Below are 20,941 nucleotides of genomic sequence, written 5' to 3' on the forward strand. Positions count from 1 at the left end.
TCTAAACTTTTTGCTTTTTTTTCGCAAAAATTGCCTTGTCTTTCGTGTTTTTTGTCCTTTACTTAGTTTTTAGGAAGTGTCTGATTTTTAAAGCTAACAACGCGACTGAGGCAACATGGCTGACAACAACGAAAATAACCCTCTCAATGATGCGGTCGAACAAGTAGAAACCGGTAATGATGGTACGGAGCAGCAACAGGCTCAACAGAACCAACAAAATACAATTGCAACCACTATAGCGACAGGGGCAGATGCTGCCGATGCCGCTGACGACATTAACCAGGCAATGGAAGATAATCCCAGCGGTGCCGGTGCACCAAGTGAAGGTGATGACAGCAGTGGTGCGCAATTTTCTGAGGCTGTAGATAGTGAAGCCGCTTCGTCCGAGGGTGCTCAGTCAGGTGTTGTTGATAGTCAGATGGCAGACGAAGGCGCTAGCGCTGATGCGGGTTCTGGTGGCGCTGGTGGCGCAGGAGCTGGCGCGCAAAGTGTAGGTGGCCAAGATTCCCAAGGCTCAGATGGTGGTAGTGACGCTGAAGGGCAAACTCAGCAAGCTTCTGGCGCACCGCAAGCATCAGCGGCTTCACCTGCCGCTGGGGCTGGCGAAGGTGATGATTTTGACACGCAAACTGACAGTGAAACATTTGAGGTCAACGTTCTTGATGAAGGCGAGCAAGCCAACCTAGATCAAGAGCGATTGGATGACGACTTTGACTCTGAGACAACAGAGCAAACGTTCGAAGTCCAGGTCGAAGATGTGAACGATGAGGCAGAAGTTGAAGATGTTGCTTATACCATCCAGGAGGATGGTTCGCTAACATTTACTGATGCGCAGCTGTTAGCGGGAGCAACCGATGTAGACGGCGATGATCTTACCGTAGCCAATGTAACTTACACGGGTGCCGATGGTGTGTTCACCGATAATGGTGATGGCACATACACTTTCTCTCCAAATGAAAACTTCAATGGCGAAGTAGACCTAAGTTTCTCTGTCAGCGATGGAACTACAACTACTGAGGCCAATATTGATGTGACTGTCGAAGCCGTTAATGATTTGCCTGTCGCGGGGTCAACGACTTACTCAGTTAACGAAGATGGCATCATCACAATTAGCGATGACCAGTTGTTAGCTAACTCAAGTGATGTTGAAGGAGACGTTTCCGTCAGCGATGTTTCCTACTCAGGCACTGACGGTATCTTCACTGACAATGGTGATGGTACTTACAGCTTTGCACCAAACGAAAACTTCAATGGCAATGTCAGCCTCGATGTCGTTGTTGTAGATGAAGATGGCGCAACCGCAGAGACCACAGCTGGTATTGATGTCATCGCAGTGAACGACGCACCAGTTTCAGGTGATTTAGCTTATTCGGTTGATGAAGATGGTTCTATTACTCTTACTCAAGAGCAACTTCTGTCGCAAGCGAGTGATGTGGACGGCGATGATCTGACAGCCGCTAACTTAAGCGTTGGCGACAGCGCGACGGTGACGGCTAACGAAGACGGCTCATTTACTATTACGCCAGATGCGGATTTCAATGGTGACATTGACCTAAACTTCGATATCTCTGACGGCACCGACACTATCGTGGCTAATGCTGATCTCACTGTGAATCCAGTGAATGATGCAGCGGTTGTGGAAGATGTCGGTTACACCATCCAAGAAGACGGTTCGTTAACCTTCACGGATGAGCAGCTTCTCGCTGGCGCATCAGATATTGATGACGATGACCTTTCAGTAGCGGATGTTAGCTACTCTGGTACAGAGGGTGTGTTCACCGATAATGGTGATGGCACATACACTTTCTCTCCAAATGAAAACTTTAATGGCGAAGTAGACCTTAGTTTCTCTGTCAGCGATGGAACTACAACTACTGAGGCCAATATTGATGTGACTGTGGAGTCAGTCAACGATATCCCAGTAGCCGGTTCTACCACATACTCAGTCGATGAAGACGGCATTATCACTATCTCTGACGACCAATTACTTGCTAACTCGAGCGATATTGAAGGCGGAGTCGCGGTTGATGATGTCTCTTATTCAGGCACGGACGGTATCTTTACTGACAACGGTGATGGTACTTATAGCTTCGCACCAAATGAAAACTTCAACGGCAATGTCAGCCTCGATGTCGTTGTTGTAGATGAAGACGGTGCAACTGCTGAAACTACGGCAGGTATTGACGTTATTGCTGTAAACGATGCACCAGTCTCAGGTGATTTAGCTTATTCGGTTGATGAAGATGGTTCTATTACTCTTACTCAAGAGCAACTGTTATCGCAAGCTTCAGATGTAGACGGCGATGACTTGACGGCTGCGAATTTATCAGCGGGTGACAACGCTACGGTAACTGCCAATGAAGATGGCTCATTTACTATCACACCTGATGCAGACTTTAATGGTGACATTGACCTCAGCTTCGACATCTCCGATGGCACCGACACTATCGTGGCCAATGCTGACCTCACTGTGAACCCAGTGAATGACGCAGCGGTTGTGGAAAATGTGGGTTACACCATCCAAGAAGACGGTTCGTTGACCTTCACGGATGAGCAGCTTCTCGCTGGCGCCTCTGATATTGATGGTGACGACCTATCTGTAGCGGATGTTAGCTACTCAGGTACAGAAGGTGTGTTTACCGATAATGGTGACGGTACGTATACCTTCGCACCAAACGAGAACTTTAATGGAGAAGTCGACTTAAGCTTCTCAGTAAGTGATGGCACGACTACGACAGAAGCCAATATTGATGTAACCGTTGAGTCCGTTAATGACATTCCAGTGGCTGGTTCAACCACATATTCAGTTAACGAAGATGGCATAATCACTATCTCCGATGAGCAGCTTCTGGCAAACAGCTCAGACGTGGAAGGTGAAGTCGCGGTTGATGATGTGTCGTACTCTGGCACGGACGGTATCTTTACTGACAATGGTGATGGTACTTACAGCTTCGCGCCAAACGAAAACTTCAACGGAAACGTATCGCTAAATGTGACTGTTGCTGACGAAGACGGTGCAACCGCTGAAACAACGGCAGGCATTGATGTTATTGCAGTCAACGATGCACCAGTCTCCGGTGACTTAGCTTACTCAGTCGATGAAGATGGTTCGATTACTCTTACTCAAGAGCAACTTCTGTCTCAAGCTTCAGATGTAGACGGCGATGATCTGACTGCCGCCAATCTAAGCGCTGGCGACAACGCTACCGTCACGACCAACGAAGACGGCTCATTTACCATCACACCTGATGCAGACTTCAATGGTGACATTGACTTAAGCTTCGATGTCTCAGATGGCACCGACACCATCGTCGCAAACGCTGACCTAACTGTGAACCCAGTCAATGACGCAGCGGTTGTGGAAGATGTGGGTTACACCATCCAAGAAGACGGTTCGTTGACCTTTACGGATGAGCAGCTTCTTGCGGGCGCATCAGATATTGATGGTGACGACCTATCAGTCGCGGATGTCAGTTACTCAGGCACAGAAGGTGTGTTCACCGACAATGGTGATGGCACGTATACCTTCGCACCAAACGAGAACTTCAATGGAGACGTGGACCTAAGCTTCTCCGTAAGCGATGGCACGACCACCACAGAAGCCAATATTAATGTGACTGTGGAGTCGGTCAACGATATTCCGGTTGCCGGTTCAACCACTTATTCCGTCGATGAAGATGGCATCATAACTATCTCGGACGATCAGCTTCTAGCGAACAGCTCTGATGTTGAAGGTGAGGTTGCGGTTGAAGATGTGTCTTACTCAGGTACGGACGGTATCTTCACGGATAACGGCGATGGCACTTACAGCTTCGCACCAAATGAAAACTTCAACGGCAATGTATCGCTTGATGTCACCGTTGTTGATGAAGATGGTGCGATGGCGGATACCACAGCTGGCATTGACGTTATTGCCGTTAATGATGCTCCTGTTTCAGGTGATTTATCGTACTCAGTAGATGAAGACGGTTCGATTACTCTGACTCAAGAGCAATTGCTATCACAAGCAAGTGATGTGGACGGCGATGATCTCACTGCGGCTAACTTATCAGCAGGTGACAACGCAACTGTAACTGCCAATGAAGATGGTTCATTCACTATTACTCCAGATGCGGACTTCAATGGTGACATTGACTTAAGCTTCGATATTTCTGATGGCACTGACACCATCGTGGCTAATGCTGATTTGAGTGTGAACCCAGTGAATGACGCAGCAGTCGTGGAAGACGTGGGTTACACCATCCAAGAAGATGGTTCACTGACCTTCACTGATGATCAGCTCCTTGCGGGGGCGTCAGATATTGATGGCGATGACTTGTCAGTAGCAGATGTCAGCTACTCAGGCACAGAAGGTGTGTTCACCGACAATGGTGACGGAACCTATACCTTCGCTCCGAACGAGAATTTCAATGGTGAAGTTGACCTAAGCTTCTCTGTAAGCGATGGCACGACTACCACAGAAGCCAATATTGATGTGACGGTTGAGTCTGTCAATGATATTCCGGTGGCCGGCTCTACGACTTACTCAGTCGATGAAGATGGCATCATCACTATCTCTGATGAGCAGCTTCTAGCGAACAGCTCGGATGTGGAAGGTGAAGTCGCGGTTGATGATGTGTCTTACTCAGGTACAGACGGCATCTTTACTGATAATGGAGATGGAACCTACAGCTTTGCGCCAAACGAAAACTTCAACGGCAACGTATCTCTTGATGTCACCGTTGTAGATGAAGACGGTGCAACCGCAGAGACCGCAGCTGGTATTGATGTCATCGCAGTGAACGATGCCCCAGTCTCAGGTGATTTAGCTTATTCGGTTGATGAAGACGGTTCTATTACTCTGACTCAAGAGCAACTATTGTCTCAAGCTTCAGATGTCGATGGCGATGACTTGACGGCTTCGAATTTATCAGCGGGTGATAACGCAACTGTAACTGCCAATGAAGATGGCTCTTTCACCATCACACCGGATGCTGACTTCAATGGTGACATTGACTTAAGCTTCGATATTTCTGATGGCACCGACACCATCGTAGCTAATGCAGATTTGACTGTGAATCCAGTGAATGACGCAGCAGTTGTGGAAGATGTGGGTTACACCATCCAAGAAGACGGTTCGTTGACCTTTACTGACGAGCAGCTTCTAGCAGGTGCGTCAGATATTGACGGGGATGATCTATCCGTTGCGGATGTCAGCTACTCAGGAACCGAAGGTGTGTTCACCGACAATGGTGATGGTACTTATACCTTTGCACCAAATGAGAACTTCAATGGTGAAGTAGACCTAAGCTTCTCAGTCAGCGACGGTACGACCACCACAGAAGCCAACATTGATGTGACCGTTGAATCTGTCAACGATATTCCAGTGGCTGGTTCAACGACATACTCAGTCGATGAAGACGGTATTATCACCATCTCTGACGACCAATTGCTTGCTAATTCAAGTGATGTTGAAGGCGAGGTGAGCGTAAGTTATGTGTCTTACTCGGGTACTGATGGTATCTTCACTGACAACGGCGATGGCACCTACAGCTTCGCGCCAAATGAAAACTTCAACGGTAATGTATCACTTGATGTAACCGTTGTAGATGAAGACAGTGCTACGGCAGAAACTACCGCAGGCATTGATGTCATTGCAGTCAACGACGCGCCAGTCTCAGGCGACTTAGCTTACTCAGTCGACGAAGACGGTTCGATTACTCTGACTCAAGAGCAATTGTTGTCGCAAGCGAGTGATGTAGATGGTGATGACCTAACGGCAGCCAACTTATCTGCAGGTGATAACGCGACCGTAACGGCCAACGAAGATGGCTCATTTACCATCACGCCAGATGCGGACTTCAATGGCGACATTGACCTAAGCTTTGACATCTCGGATGGTACCGACACTATCGTGGCCAATGCTGACCTCACTGTGAACCCAGTGAATGACGCAGCAGTTGTGGAAGATGTGGGCTACACCATCCAAGAAGACGGCTCGTTAACCTTCACTGATGAACAGCTTCTAGCAGGTGCGTCAGACATTGATGGCGATGACCTGTCAGTTGCGGATGTCAGTTACTCTGGTACAGAAGGTGTGTTCACCGACAACGGTGATGGTACATATACCTTTGCGCCAAACGAGAACTTTAATGGTGACGTCGACCTAAGCTTCTCTGTAAGCGACGGTACGACCACGACTGAAGCCAACATTGATGTAACGGTTGAGTCGGTCAATGATATTCCAGTGGCCGGTTCAACCACATACTCAGTTGATGAAGACGGCATTATCACTATCTCTGACGACCAATTACTTGCTAACTCGAGTGATGTTGAAGGCGAAGTCGCGGTTGATGACGTGTCTTACTCAGGCACTGACGGCATTTTTACTGACAACGGTGATGGTACATACAGCTTCGCACCAAACGAGAACTTCAACGGCAATGTTTCTCTCGAAGTGACCATTGTAGATGAAGACGGTGCAACCGCAGAAACCACAGCGGGTATTGAAGTTATCGCAGTCAATGATGTGCCTGTCTCGGGTACTGTTGCTTATTCAGTTAATGAAGACGGAACCATCACGTTAAACCAAGATCAACTACTTGCTCAGGCGTCAGATGTTGAAGGAGACGCGTTGACTGCGTCTAACTTAAGCGTTGGCGGAGATGCCACCGTTGTCGATAACGGTGATGGAACCTTTACCATTACGCCAGATGCCAATTTTAATGGAGAAATTGATCTTAACTTCGATATCTCGGATGGCACAGACACTATTGTTGCGTCAGGTGGTTTGACCGTTAACCCAGTCAACGATGCTCCGGAAGTATCGGGCATTGTCGCTCAGGTGGATGAAGATAACAGTATCACCATCACTCAAGAGCAATTGTTGGCGAATGCGTCAGATATCGACGGCGACGACCTAGTTGCCAGTGATCTGCAATTGTTTGGTACTGAAGCAGAAATCGTTCAGAACGAGGATGGTTCGTTCACTATCACTCCGGAAGAAAACTTCAATGGCGAGTTGGATTTCACATACACGGTTTCTGATGGTGAAGAGAATGTTGTAACGACCTTAGATCTTACGGTCAATCCAGTGAATGACGCACCTGATGCAGGAGATGAAATCTACATTCAGGCGGAAGAAGACCAAACTGTTGGCGTAAGTATGCGCGAAGAGCCAGCGATTCGTCTCGACCAACAACCTGAATTCGGTATTGTTCAAGCAAACATTGAAGATGAGTGGGTCACTCTCGAAGTTGGGCAAGAAGTTTCTCCAGACACTGAGATTCGCTTTGTTCCAGATGAGACTGCGGTAGCTGATTCTACATCAACCACGCAACTAGGTACCTTCGATGACAACGCTAAAGTCAGCGACTGGGGTGATGAAGTCGATTCTCATACTCGCCAATTTACCGATGGTGACTTGACCGTTACCACACAAAGTACCGATGGTCCGCTTGGCGCTTGGAACGGTAACACCCATATCGGTCATGGTATTGGGGATACTGACAGACAAGGCCTAAGTGGTGATGAACAACTTGTCGTCACGGTAGAAGGTCAGGACATTAACGAAATCAGCTTCAATCTAGATGGTCTAGGTGGCTGGTTTATGGAAGAGTCTAGACACTTCACAGAGGTTGAGATCCGAGCGTTTGATGCGGATGGAAATCTCATAGATTCTGAAACTTACCATAAAGATGATCGCAACAGCTATGAACACGAGTATACGTTAACGACCGATGAACCTGTGGCTCGTTTCGAACTCGGTACTATTCAAGGTAACGGTACTTACGTTGTTCAAAACATGTCTGTTTCTCAGACACTACCTGACGATGTCGTATTTACATCTATCGGTATCGACGGTACTGAAGTTACCGAAACCATTAGTCTGAATGTTCGTGAAGGCGATCAAGAGATCGATCTAACTGCTGACTTACCAGCTGTAACTACGACAGAAGAGGGAGCAGACGGTTTTGCTTCTATTGTCATTACCGAGGAGCAGTTATTGGCTCAAGCCAGTGATATCGACAGTGATGAGCTAGATATCATCAATCTGGCTCTCGAAGATGAAAATGCGACCTTAACTGACAATGGTGATGGTACTTGGACAGTCACGCCAAATGAGAACTTCTCTGGTGATATTGACCTAACGTATCAAGTCACTGATGGTGAGTTGGTTGATGACAACACTATTCACATTAACTTCTCGGAAGTAAACGACGCGCCAGTGGTTTCTGGTCCTGTTATCTTGAGTACCGAAGAAGACAACTCCATCACCTTTACCGATGAAGATCTGCTTGCGAATGCTTCCGATGTCGAGGGTGATGAGTTAAGCATCTACAACGTCAGCTACAACGGGGATAGTGGTGAGTTAACTGATAACGGAGATGGTACATACACATTCGTTCCAAACGAAAACTTCAATGGCGATGTGGATCTCAGCTTTGGTGTCAGTGATGGCGAAGACGTCACTATGAACCAAATTGATTTGGCTGTGATTCCAGTGAACGACGTTCCTGTTCCTGGCGCTCCGCTGAATTTGGATATGCTAAATGATGGCACAATCACAATTAGTACATCGAGTTTGTTGAGTGGTGCGACTGATGTAGATGGAGACATTCTACATGTTGAAAACCTTGTCCTAACTAATCAATTGGACGGCACACTGGTTGATAATGGCGATAATACCTTCAGCTTCACACCATCTGAAGGCTTTACAGGCAATGTTTCGTTATCGTTTGATATCAGTGATGGACAAGCCACGGCGCCAAGTTCACTAAACATTGATGTTGTTGACTCCAACGTTGGTCCAGAAGTAACAGGCCCACTATCTGCTACGGTAGAGGAAGATGGCACCATCACTATCACTCAAGAAGAGTTGCTTGCTAACGCGAGTGACCTTGATGGCGACGATCTCACCGCAGTCAACCTAAGCACGAACGATGAGAACGCTACTATTGTTCAAAACGAGGATGGTAGTTTCACTATCACTCCAAGTGAAGACTTCTATGGCGATATCGACTTCACCTATGATGTGACAGACGGAATCGCTACAGTAGGCACCGAGTTAGACCTAACCGTAACGCCTGTAAACGATGCACCTGATGTACCCGATTTATCATTCAATGTCTTGGAAGACGAATCGATTATTGTCACAGCAGAAGAGTTGCTTGCCCAAGCAACTGACGTTGAGGGTGATGATTTAACTGTCGTCAACGTCAACTCCGATGAGCCAAATGTATCAGTAACTGATAATGGTGATGGTACTTATACCTTAACGCCAGCACCGGATTATAGTGGCAGTGCAGGTCTTACGTTTGATGTTAGTGATGGTACCGATACGGTTACCGCTGACATCGCGTTGAAAGTTCAGTTTGTCAATGATGCGCCAGAAGCAGAACCAGTTGTCGCGGAAATGGATGAAGATGGCGTTATCTTGGTTACACAAGATATGCTGCTTGAAAACGCAACTGATAGAGACGGTGACTTCTTAGTCGCAGAAAACCTTGAGACTAACGACCCGAACGCAACAATCGTCAATAATGGTGATGGTACGTATAGTGTTACGCCGTCACAAGATTTCAATGGTGATATCGTATTTAGCTACAGCGTTTCTGACGGTGAACTAGATACAACCAGTGAACTTACATTAACGGTTAATCCGATAAATGACGCGCCAGATGTTGCTCCACTTAACGTTGAAATACAGGAAGATAATACATTTGTCTTCACAGAAGAGCAGCTTCTAGCTCAAGCGACAGACGTCGAAGGTGATGAGCTGAGTATTACCGATGTGAGTTACAGCGGTGATGAAGGATCTCTCGTCGATAATGGAGATGGTACATACACCTTTACGCCGGAAGAGCACTTTAGCGGCAATCTAGATATCGGCTTTACCGTATCAGATGGTGAAGCTGAAGTTGCCCAAACTATCGGTGTGAATGTCGAAGCGGTAGCCGATGCACCAGACTTGGAGGTGACCACTGGTGATGGTGACGCCGTCACAGATGAAGCCATTATTGTAGAACCTGGTAGCACCACCGAACTAAACATCGGTGCTGCGCTTGTAGACCAAGACTTGTCAGAGACACTAACGCTGGAAGTGGGCGGCTTACCAGAAGGTACTGTGATTCGCTATGACAACGAGGGTGTACTTGACGACCAGTCTGGCGGTATTACCAGTTATGAAACCACGGATATCACTGTCACTTTCGAAGGTGAAGGCGCTGGTTTCCAAAATACCGCTGGTTACTACACTGTTGATGAAGATGGCAATATTACCGACGTAAACATTGGGTTTGAGAACGCATCCCAAGTTGGCTCCGGTGGCGACTTGATTCCGGGTCAATCGTCAATCACGTTTGAAGTGGAAGAAGGCGAAAGCTTCAACCTGTTTGTCATTCCAAATGGCTTCAATAGAAATGACTTCGACTCGATGCAAGATGGAACCTTTATGTTCCGCGACGCGGACGGAAACCCAGCTACCATTGATTCTGTCGACCCGCAACTGGTTCATATTGATCCTGATGGCAATGAAACCGTTATCCAAAGTCAATTTGGAGACTCGGTGTTCCATGGTGGTACGAATACCAACCTGAACCAAGATGGCGTTGAACATACCAGAACAACGTTAAATGATGATGGCGAGATTGTTTATGGTATCGAAGATCTCTATGGCGGTGGTGATCGTGACTACGATGACTTCACGTTTACTGTAGACGTCGGTGAAACCAACAGCCAAATCTTGCAAGGTGAGATCGTTATTGGTGAAGATGGCACAGCCGTGCTTCCAACTCTGGTCATCGATCAAAACATCGAAATCACCTTCCCAGAGGACTATACAGGCTCCACTGCGTTAGAAATCAAAGCGACCGCAACAGAACTTTCTAACGACGATGAAGCGAGTACGATTCAAGTTGTTAACTTTGAAGTTGACCATGCACCTGAATCAGACTCGGTCTCTGCACAAGTCGACGAAGATGGCTCCATTACCATTACTCAAGAGCAGTTACTGGCGAATGCCAACGATCTCGATGGCGATGCTCTAACTGCGCTTAATTTGAGCACAGAAGATGAAAACGTCACTGTTGTGGATAATGGCGATGGTACCTTTACCATCACACCAGACGCAGACTTCAACGGTGATGTAAACCTCAGCTTCGATGTCAGCGATGGCGACCAAATCATATTGACAAATCTAGACTTAACCGTTAACCCTGTTAACGACGCTGCAGTGGTTGAAGATGTCGGTTATACCATTCAAGAAGATGGTTCATTAACCTTTACTGATGAGCAGCTATTAGCTGGCGCATCAGACATTGATGGCGATGACTTGTCTGTCGCCGATGTGAGTTACTCAGGCACGGAAGGCGTGTTTACCGATAATGGTGACGGCACTTATACCTTCGCGCCAAATGAGAACTTCAATGGTGAAGTGGATTTGAGCTTCTCAGTAAGCGATGGAACTACAACGACTGAAGCGAACGTCGATGTTACCGTAGAGTCTGTCAACGATATTCCAGTTGCAGGTTCAACTACGTACTCGGTTGACGAAGATGGCATTATCACAATCTCCAATGACCAGCTTCTAGCAAACAGCTCAGATGTTGAAGGTGAGGTTGCGGTTGACGATGTTTCTTATTCAGGCACAGATGGTATCTTCACGGATAACGGTGACGGCACCTACAGCTTTGCGCCAAATGAAAACTTCAACGGTAATGTATCGCTAGATGTAACCGTAGTAGATGAAGATGGTGCAACGGCAGAAACAACGGCTGGCATCGAAGTCATCGCTGTTAATGACGCGCCAGTTTCTGGTGATTTAGCATACAGCATTAATGAAGATGGCTCGATTACACTTACCCAAGAGCAGCTATTGTCTCAAGCTAGTGACGTTGAAGGTGATGATCTCACTGCTTTAAATGTGACCGCAGCAAGCAATGCTACCGTCGTCGCTAATGATGACGGCTCTTTCACTATCACACCAGAAGCGGATTTCTATGGCGATATCGACCTAACGTTCTCTGTCACCGATGGTACAGACTCAACGGTCGCTAATATCGACTTGACTGTTAATCCAGTTAACGATGCAGCGGCGATTGTTGAAGATGTGGCTTACACCATGGAAGAGGATGGCTCGCTCACCTTCACCGATGAACAGTTGTTGGCCAATGCTACCGATATCGATGGTGATGACCTCAGCGTTGAATCCGTCACATACAATGGCTCTGAAGGGGTATTTACAGATAACGGTGATGGTACTTATACCTTTGCTCCAAACGAGAACTTTAGTGGTGAAGTCGACCTCTTGTTTGAAGTATCTGACGGCACGGAAATCACCCCTGCGAATATTGATATCACAGTAACTGAAGTCAATGATTTACCAGTCGCTGGTTCAACGACTTATAGTGTTGACGAAGATAATATTCTTACATTCACCAACGAGCAGTTGCTCGCCAACAGCTCGGATGTCGAAGGCGATGTCGCTATCTCTGATGTTTCGTACTCAGGTACAGACGGTATCTTTACCGACAATGGTGATGGCACATACAGCTTCGCACCAAATGAAAACTTCAACGGTGAGGTCTCGATTGACGTCACTGTTGTGGATGAACAGGGTGGGACAGCAGAGACAACTGCAGGTGTAGAAGTCATTGCAGTTAACGATGCACCAGTCTCTGGTGACTTGGCGTACAGCGTCGACGAAGATGGTTCTATCACACTGACTCAAGAGCAACTGCTATCGCAAGCTTCAGATGTAGACGGCGATGATTTAACCGCTGCCAATCTGTCAGCAGGCGATAACGCTACAGTTACCGCTAATGAAGATGGCTCATTCACCATAACACCATATGCTGATTTTAATGGCGACATTGATCTAAGCTTCGACATCTCTGATGGTACCGACACTATTGTCGCTAACGCTGACCTCACTGTGAACCCAGTGAATGACGCTGCGGTTGTGGAAGATGTTGGCTACACCATCCAAGAAGATGGCTCACTAACGTTTACTGATGAGCAACTTCTAGCGGGTGCATCTGACATTGATGGCGACGATTTATCTGTTGCTGATGTCAGCTACTCGGGTACAGAAGGTGTGTTCACTGACAACGGTGATGGCACCTATACCTTCGCACCAAACGAGAACTTCAATGGTGAAGTGGATTTAAGCTTCTCTGTCAGTGATGGCACAACCACCACTGAAGCGAATATTGACGTGACGGTTGAGTCGGTCAATGACATTCCTGTTGCTGGCTCTACTACATACTCAGTCGATGAAGATGGCATTATTACCATCTCAGACGAACAGCTTCTCGCCAACAGCTCTGACATTGAGGGCGAAGTGGCCGTTGATGATGTTTCGTACTCAGGCACTGACGGTATCTTCACGGACAACGGCGACGGCACTTACAGCTTCGCACCAAATGAAAACTTCAACGGCAATGTGTCGCTTGATGTAACCGTTGTTGATGAAGATGGAGCAACAGCGGATACCACTGCGGGTATCGATGTCATTGCGGTTAATGACGCACCAGTCTCAGGTGACTTAGCTTACTCTGTTGATGAAGACGGTTCGATTACGCTGACGCAAGAGCAATTGCTGTCTCAAGCAAGTGATGTCGAGGGGGATGACCTTACTGCAGCGAACTTGTCAGCGGGTGACAACGCGACAGTTACAGCCAACGAAGATGGCTCATTCACCATCACACCAGATGGAGACTTCAATGGCGACATTGACTTAATCTTCGATATCTCTGACGGCACCGACACTGTAGTGGCTAATGCCGATCTAACGGTTAACCCAGTGAACGACGCCGCGGTTGTAGAAGATGTTGGCTACACCATCCAAGAAGATGGTTCACTGATGTTTACTGACGAGCAACTCCTAGCAGGTGCATCAGACATTGATGGTGATGATCTCTCTGTTGCGGATGTTTCGTACACAGGCACTGATGGCGTATTCACCGATAACGGTGACGGCACCTATACCTTTGCTCCAAACGAAAATTTCAACGGTGATGTTGATCTTAAGTTCTCTGTTAGTGATGGCACAACGAAAACAGAGGCCAACATTGATGTCTCGGTCGAATCTGTTAATGACATTCCAGTGGCAGGCTCTACCTCATACTCCGTGAATGAAGATGGCGTGATTACCATTTCAGATGATCAGTTGCTTGCTAATAGCTCTGATGTTGAAGGGGATGTGAGAGTCAGTGATGTGTCTTATTCTGGCACAGATGGTATCTTCACGGACAATGGTGACGGTACCTACAGCTTCGCACCAAATGAGAACTTCAACGGCAACGTTTCGCTTGATGTCGTCGTCGCTGACGAAGATGGCGCAACCGCCGATACCACAGCAGGTATCGACGTGATTGCGGTTAATGATGCACCTGTCTCAGGCGATCTTGCCTACAGCATCAACGAAGATGGTTCGATTACGTTAACCCAAGAGCAGTTGCTGTCTCAGGCTTCAGATGTGGATGGTGATGACCTCACTGCTGCTAATTTGTCTGCTGGCGATAACGCGACCGTGGTTGATAATGGTGACGGTACCTTTACCGTAACACCAGAGGTCAACTTTAACGGCAACATTGACCTGAATTTTGATATTTCGGATGGTACAGAAACCATTGTTGCTAATGCCGATCTATCGGTCAATCCAGTCAACGATCTTCCAACAACATCGGATGTTTACGCTAATGTTGATGAAGACAACACCATCACGATTACTCAAGAGCAATTACTTGCCAATGCGGCTGATATCGAGGGAGATGCACTCACTGCAGACAGCTTAGTAGCAGACAATGCCACCATTATTGACAATGGCGATGGTACTTTCTCCATCACGCCAAATGAGAACTTCAACGGTTACATTGATGTGGCCTATAGCATCAGTGATGGTGACACCCCAATAGCAGCCAACCTCGGCTTAACGGTTGACCCAGTCAATGATGCGCCAATTGTCTCTGCTGATGTCGCTATTACGATTGAGGAAGATGGCTCTTATACCATCACTCAAGAGGAGCTATTGCAGTTCGCAACTGATATCGAAGATGATGACATGACAGCCATCATTGGAGAGCAGGGCGATGATACAACGGTGACAGGTACCGTGCTGGATGCGGAAACCAGTAATCCAGTGTCCGGCGCTGATGTTACGTTGGCTGACGGTGCGGGTAATAGCTACACCACCGTAACCGATGACTCGGGTAATTACTCAGTCAGTGGCTCGATTGTCAACGAAGGTACAGTAACGATTGAGCAAGAGGGGGCAATTACGACAAGCTTTGTTGTCCCAGCAGGAGAAGAGACCAACGGTGGCGTAACCGCAATATCTGAAGTCTTAGATGACGCCGATATGCGTGTGGTTGTAACTTGGGGTGATGAACCTCGAGATCTTGACAACCACCTATGGCTATACAATCAAGACTCAGGACAAGAGCTTGATCATATCTACTATCGAGATATGAGTTACAACCAAGGAGGCGGAGACCGAGTCAGCCAGGATGTTGATGACGTAAATGGCAATGGCCCAGAAACCATCACCATTCCAAACTACGAAGATATGAACATGCACTATTCAGTGCACAATTACAGTGGTCGTAGTTGGGACGTAGATGGTGTTGAAGAGGTTCAGGTTCAAATCTTTGTTGGTGATAGCCTGATTCAATCCTTCACGCCGGATCTACCGGACAATCCACAAGGCGATCACTGGCATGTGTTTGACATCGTCGATGGCGTGATAGTACCGAGCCAAGACGTCAGCACGGTCACTAACTTTGAACTACCAACGTCTGAAGAAGCTTCGGCGGCCGACAATGGCATTGATATCTCAGAAGTCATTGCAGGTGATACCGAAGAAACAGGATCTGGCGAAGAAACTGACGGTAATGAACCAAGCATCGGTGATATCGCTATTGAAAATGCGATCATCACAGACAACGGTGATGGTACTTATACCATTACGCCGGAAGAAAACTTTAACGGTGAGTTCTCAATCAGCTATAACGTTGACGACGGCAACGGCGGTGTTACCCCAGCGGAACTTGATGTTACGGTGACTGCTGTAAATGACTTGTCTGTCATTTACGACCACGACTACACCATTAATGAAGATGGCTCGCTAACCTTTACTGACGAACAGCTACTCGCTGGCGCAACTGACATCGACGGTGATGATTTAACTGTTGAGTCCGTGAACTATGAGGGAGCAGATGGTGTCTTTACCGACAACGGCGATGGCACTTACACCTTCGCACCAAATGAAAACTTCAATGGCAATGTTGATCTTACCTACGACGTAAGTGATGGAACGGATACGGTCTCTGCCAATATCGATGTCCAAGTCGTGCCAATCAACGATGTTCCAGTAGCCGGTGCAACAAGCTATAGCGTTAATGAGGATGGAAGCATCACCATCAGCGACGCACAATTGCTTGCCAACAGCTCTGATGTTGAAGGTGATGTCGCACTTGATAGTGTTACCTACACCGGTACAGATGGTGTGTTTACTGACAATGGTGATGGCACCTATACCTTCTCTCCAAATGAGAACTTCAACGGTGACGTAAGCCTCAATGTTACTGTTGTCGATGAAGACGGTGCGACAGCGGATACCACGGCTGGTATCGATGTCATCTCAGTGAACGACTTACCGGTTGCAGGAGCGACGACTTATAGTGTTGACGAAGACAACATCATCACCATTACAAGTGACCAGCTGCTAGCTAATAGCTTGGATATAGAAGGTGAGGTGGCTGTTGAAGATGTCTCTTACTCTGGTACAGACGGCATACTTACCGACAACGGTGATGGCACGTTCAGCTTCGCACCAAATGAGAGCTTCAATGGTAATGTCAGTCTTGATGTCACTGTTGTAGATGAGGATGGTGCGACAGCGGATACCACGGCAAGCATTGACGTTATTGCAGTCAACGATGCACCAGTATCTGGTAATTTGGCCTATAGCGTCGATGAAGACGGCTCTATTACACTGTCTCAAGAACAACTGCTAGCGCAAGCTAGTGATGTTGAAGGCGATGATCTTGAAGCAGCGAATCTAACTGCTGGTGACAACGCTACAGTAACAGCTAATGAAGATGGCTCGTTCACTATCACACCAGATGCGGACTTCAATGGTGACATTGACTTAAGCTTCGATGTCTCAGATGGCACCGACACCATCGTCGCAAACGCTGACCTGACTGTTAACCCAGTCAATGACGCAGCGGTTGTGGAAGATGTGGGTTACACCATTCAAGAAGACGGTTCGTTAACCTTCACGGATGAGCAGCTTCTTGCAGGCGCGTCCGACATTGATGGTGATGACCTGTCAGTTGCTGATGTGAGCTACCCAGGCACAGAAGGCGTGTTCACCGACAACGGGGATGGCACGTATACCTTTGCTCCAAACGAGAACTTCAACGGTAACGTGGACTTAAGCTTCTCTGTAAGTGACGGTACAACCACCACAGAAGCCAACATTGATGTGACTGTTGAGTCTGTCAACGATATCCCAGTGGCCGGTTCAACCACATACTCCGTCGATGAAGATGGCATCATCACCATCTCTGACGACCAACTACTTGCCAACTCAAGTGATGTGGAAGGCGAGGTGAGCGTAAGTGATGTATCGTACTCAGGCACTGACGGTATCTTCACTGACAACGGTGATGGTACCTACAGCTTCGCGCCAAATGAAAACTTCAATGGTGATGTGTCACTAGATGTAATTGTTGCCGATGAAGACGGAGCAACCGTTGGTACGACTGCTGGAATTGAAGTTATCGCGGTGAATGATGCTCCGGTATCAGGCGACCTCGCTTACAGCGTTGATGAAGATGGTTCAATCACCTTGACTCAAGAGCAGTTACTAGCGCAAGCAGGGGACACTGATGGTGATGAACTAACTGCCTCTAACGTTACTGCTGGAGACAACGCAACAGTATCAGACAATGGTGATGGCAGCTTTACCATTACGCCGGATGCCAACTTCAACGGAGATATCGATCTTAACTTTGATATCTCTGACGGAACAGAAACGATCGTTGCAAACGCTGATCTGACTGTCAATCCAGTTAATGACGCAGCTACGTCGGATCCAGTTGACCTAGAAGGTATCGAAGATAATGCCATCATTATTTCACAAGAAGATTTGTTGAAACACGCTCAAGACATTGATGGTGATGATTTGACGGCTAGAGATTTGTCAATCGACGAGTCATTCGGATCACTGGTTGATAACACTGATGGCACGTGGACATTCACGCCAACAGAAAACTACAACGGTGATGTACCATTCAACTTCAACGTTGATGACGGTACCGAGCTCACACCAGTTCAAGGCAATATCGACATAGCTGCTGTTAACGATGAACCTCAGGCTCCAGCAATAGAAATGCAAGGAGAAGAAGACCAAGTAATGGTCATCGACCCTGAATACATCTTGGCGCAAGCTAGTGATTTAGATGGAGACGAACTCACACTCGAAAGCATTAGTGTTAAGTCACCACAAAACGCGCAATTGCAGCAACAGCCCGACGGTATGTATCACCTCGTTACATCACAAGACTTCAATGGCTTAGTTGAATTAGCCTACGAAATTACAGATGGTGAAGCGACAGCTGAAGGCTCACTAAATGTTGATGTCATCCCAGTGAATGATGCACCATTTAACGATGGCAACGCCTTCCTGACTACTAACGAGGATGGGGCATTTACCTTCGATTCATCCGACATGCTAGACCTGTTTGGAGATATTGACACCGAGAACCTAGTCATTTCTCGCATTATCATGCCAGATGGAGAAGACGCAGGTGACCTAAATGACAATGGTGATGGTACTTGGACATTTACACCAACAGGTGATTTTGCCGGAACTTCAGGGTTTCAAGTTGTCGCGTCAGATGGTGAATTTGAAACCGCACTAGACGTACCGGTATTTGTTCGTCCTGTCGCGGATGGTGCCGTTATCACTACGGACCACGAGGGGCCGTTAGTGTTCTCTGAAGATTCAACTGGTCACTTAGGGCTTAATGTTGACCTTATTGATGACTCAGAAATGCTCAGCAACTTAGTCATGACTGGTTTCCCAGTAGGGTTTGAAGTTAGTGATGGTGAGAATACGGTCATAATTACCGAGCCGGGACAAATGATAAGTATCACTAACTGGAACATAGATGATCTGCAGTTAACACCACCAGAAGATTTCTCAGGAAACTTCTTCGTGACCGTCAGCGCAACAACCGTTGACTACGGTGATGAGCCGTTACCAGAACCGGAAGGTAGCGAGATTGCAGGCGACTTTGATACAACGCTTGGCGAACCAATCATTCTTACTGAAGAAGATTTGATTGGCATGGCGCAAAACATCGATGCTAATGATGACGATGCAATCCAAATGGTTCACTTGGTTGATCCTAGCCAAGGCGCGATGGTAGACAATGGAGATGGCACATGGACCTTTAGCCCTGCTGATGGCTTTACCGGTGAAGTGGACTTCGCTTATGTAGTAGAGCGTGATGGCATTCTTCATGATGAACAAAGCACAATTGGTGTTCATGAGAATGAAGGGCAAATCACCGATGGCCCAGAAATCGAGTCTATTGCTTCTGCTACCGTTGAGGAAAGTGAACCACTTAACTTCACCGATAGCGACATGTTGGGTACTTTAAGTTCTGAAACGGGTGAAATGAACATTGAATCCGTCACACTGCTTGAAGGCGAAGGTCTCATTGAGTCTGACGGGCAGGGGGGTTATCAATTTACTCCTGCTGAAGGCTATACTGGAAGTGCACAAATTGGCTTCGTCGCTAGCGATGGAGAGAACTCTGTTGAAAGTCATTTCAATATCACGGTTGATGAACAAACTTCTGGCACAGTTGAACCATTAGCTCAATCCGACGATGGTTCTATCGGTATCAGCGGCGAACAGGTTCTTCAAAACCTTGATGTAGCAGATGATGCAAGTCTTTCTGAACTCAATTACACAGGTGATGAAGGTGCATTGGTACCGTCCGGTGATGACCAATGGACATTCTGGCCGGATCCTGAGTTTAGTGGTGACATTCCATTAGAAGCGACTGTGCAATCTGGAAGTGAGGAGCAAACATTAGAAACAACAATGAACGTTGAAACTGCACCTGAAGCAACAACTGCATCAAGCTCAGAGCCAGAAACCGCTGTAGCAGATACAGAAACAGTACAAGACACCATTGAAGCGACATCGGCAGATGAGACTGACACTGAAGATGAGGGTGCAGATGTTACGGCGGCACCTGGTACAGATGTTAACTTGTCCATACCAGATGATGTCACATCAGCTGAAGGTGTAGAACAGGTTGAGCTCTCTGGTATACCAGAAGGCGCATCAGTTAGCGGTGCACTTGATAATGGTGATGGTACTTACACAGTATCTGGTGACTTATCGCAACCTGTGACAATGTCACTAGGCGATACCTTTGAGGGTGAAGCATCAATATCATTCCAAGGTGTTGATGAATTGGATACTCCAATTGAAGGAGCAACAGCAACGACAACAATTGAAGTTGATGATCAATACGCAATGCAAGTGAGTAGCCAAGCTCCAACAGACACTTCAGGTCTGCAAGACGCAGGAGGCAGCGGCGATTGGACATCTGGCGACAATACAGATACGGGTGTCGACTTTACAGATGACTCTGGAAGCTTCGGGCACGACGACCAATCATCGGGAGGAAGTCAGCACGACATCGACGACAACAACTTCTAGTCACTAACGAGTGAACTAGAATCTTCAAAGCCCGTGCTAGCAAACAAGCACGGGCTTTTTTCTAATAATCACATTACTAATCAACGATTAAGTAATGTGATTATTAGGTATTTTATGGTAAATCCACATTATCGTTAAATACGGTACGTTTGATGAAGGGAGTAGTAGCTCCGCCACAAAGATTTCAAGCTCACACACGTTCAATTTAAC

1 protein-coding gene is annotated in these 20,941 nt (G+C 47.1%); it reads left to right on the forward strand.

Annotated elements, in window-relative coordinates:
• Positions 1 to 115 precede the first annotated feature (115 nt).
• On the forward strand, positions 116 to 20,731 hold the full coding sequence (locus ACJB0T_RS00125) for a tandem-95 repeat protein (RefSeq protein WP_479290148.1): 20,616 nt from the start codon (positions 116 to 118) through the stop codon (positions 20,729 to 20,731).
• Positions 20,732 to 20,941 lie beyond the last annotated feature (210 nt).

This window comes from Vibrio sp. CB1-5 (assembly GCF_059412285.1).

What these genes read in the sequence shown, in the direction of transcription:
- ACJB0T_RS00125 (WP_479290148.1), top strand. Translation starts at nt 116, where the DNA reads ATGGCTGACAACAACGAAAATAACCCTCTCAATGATGCGGTCGAACAA.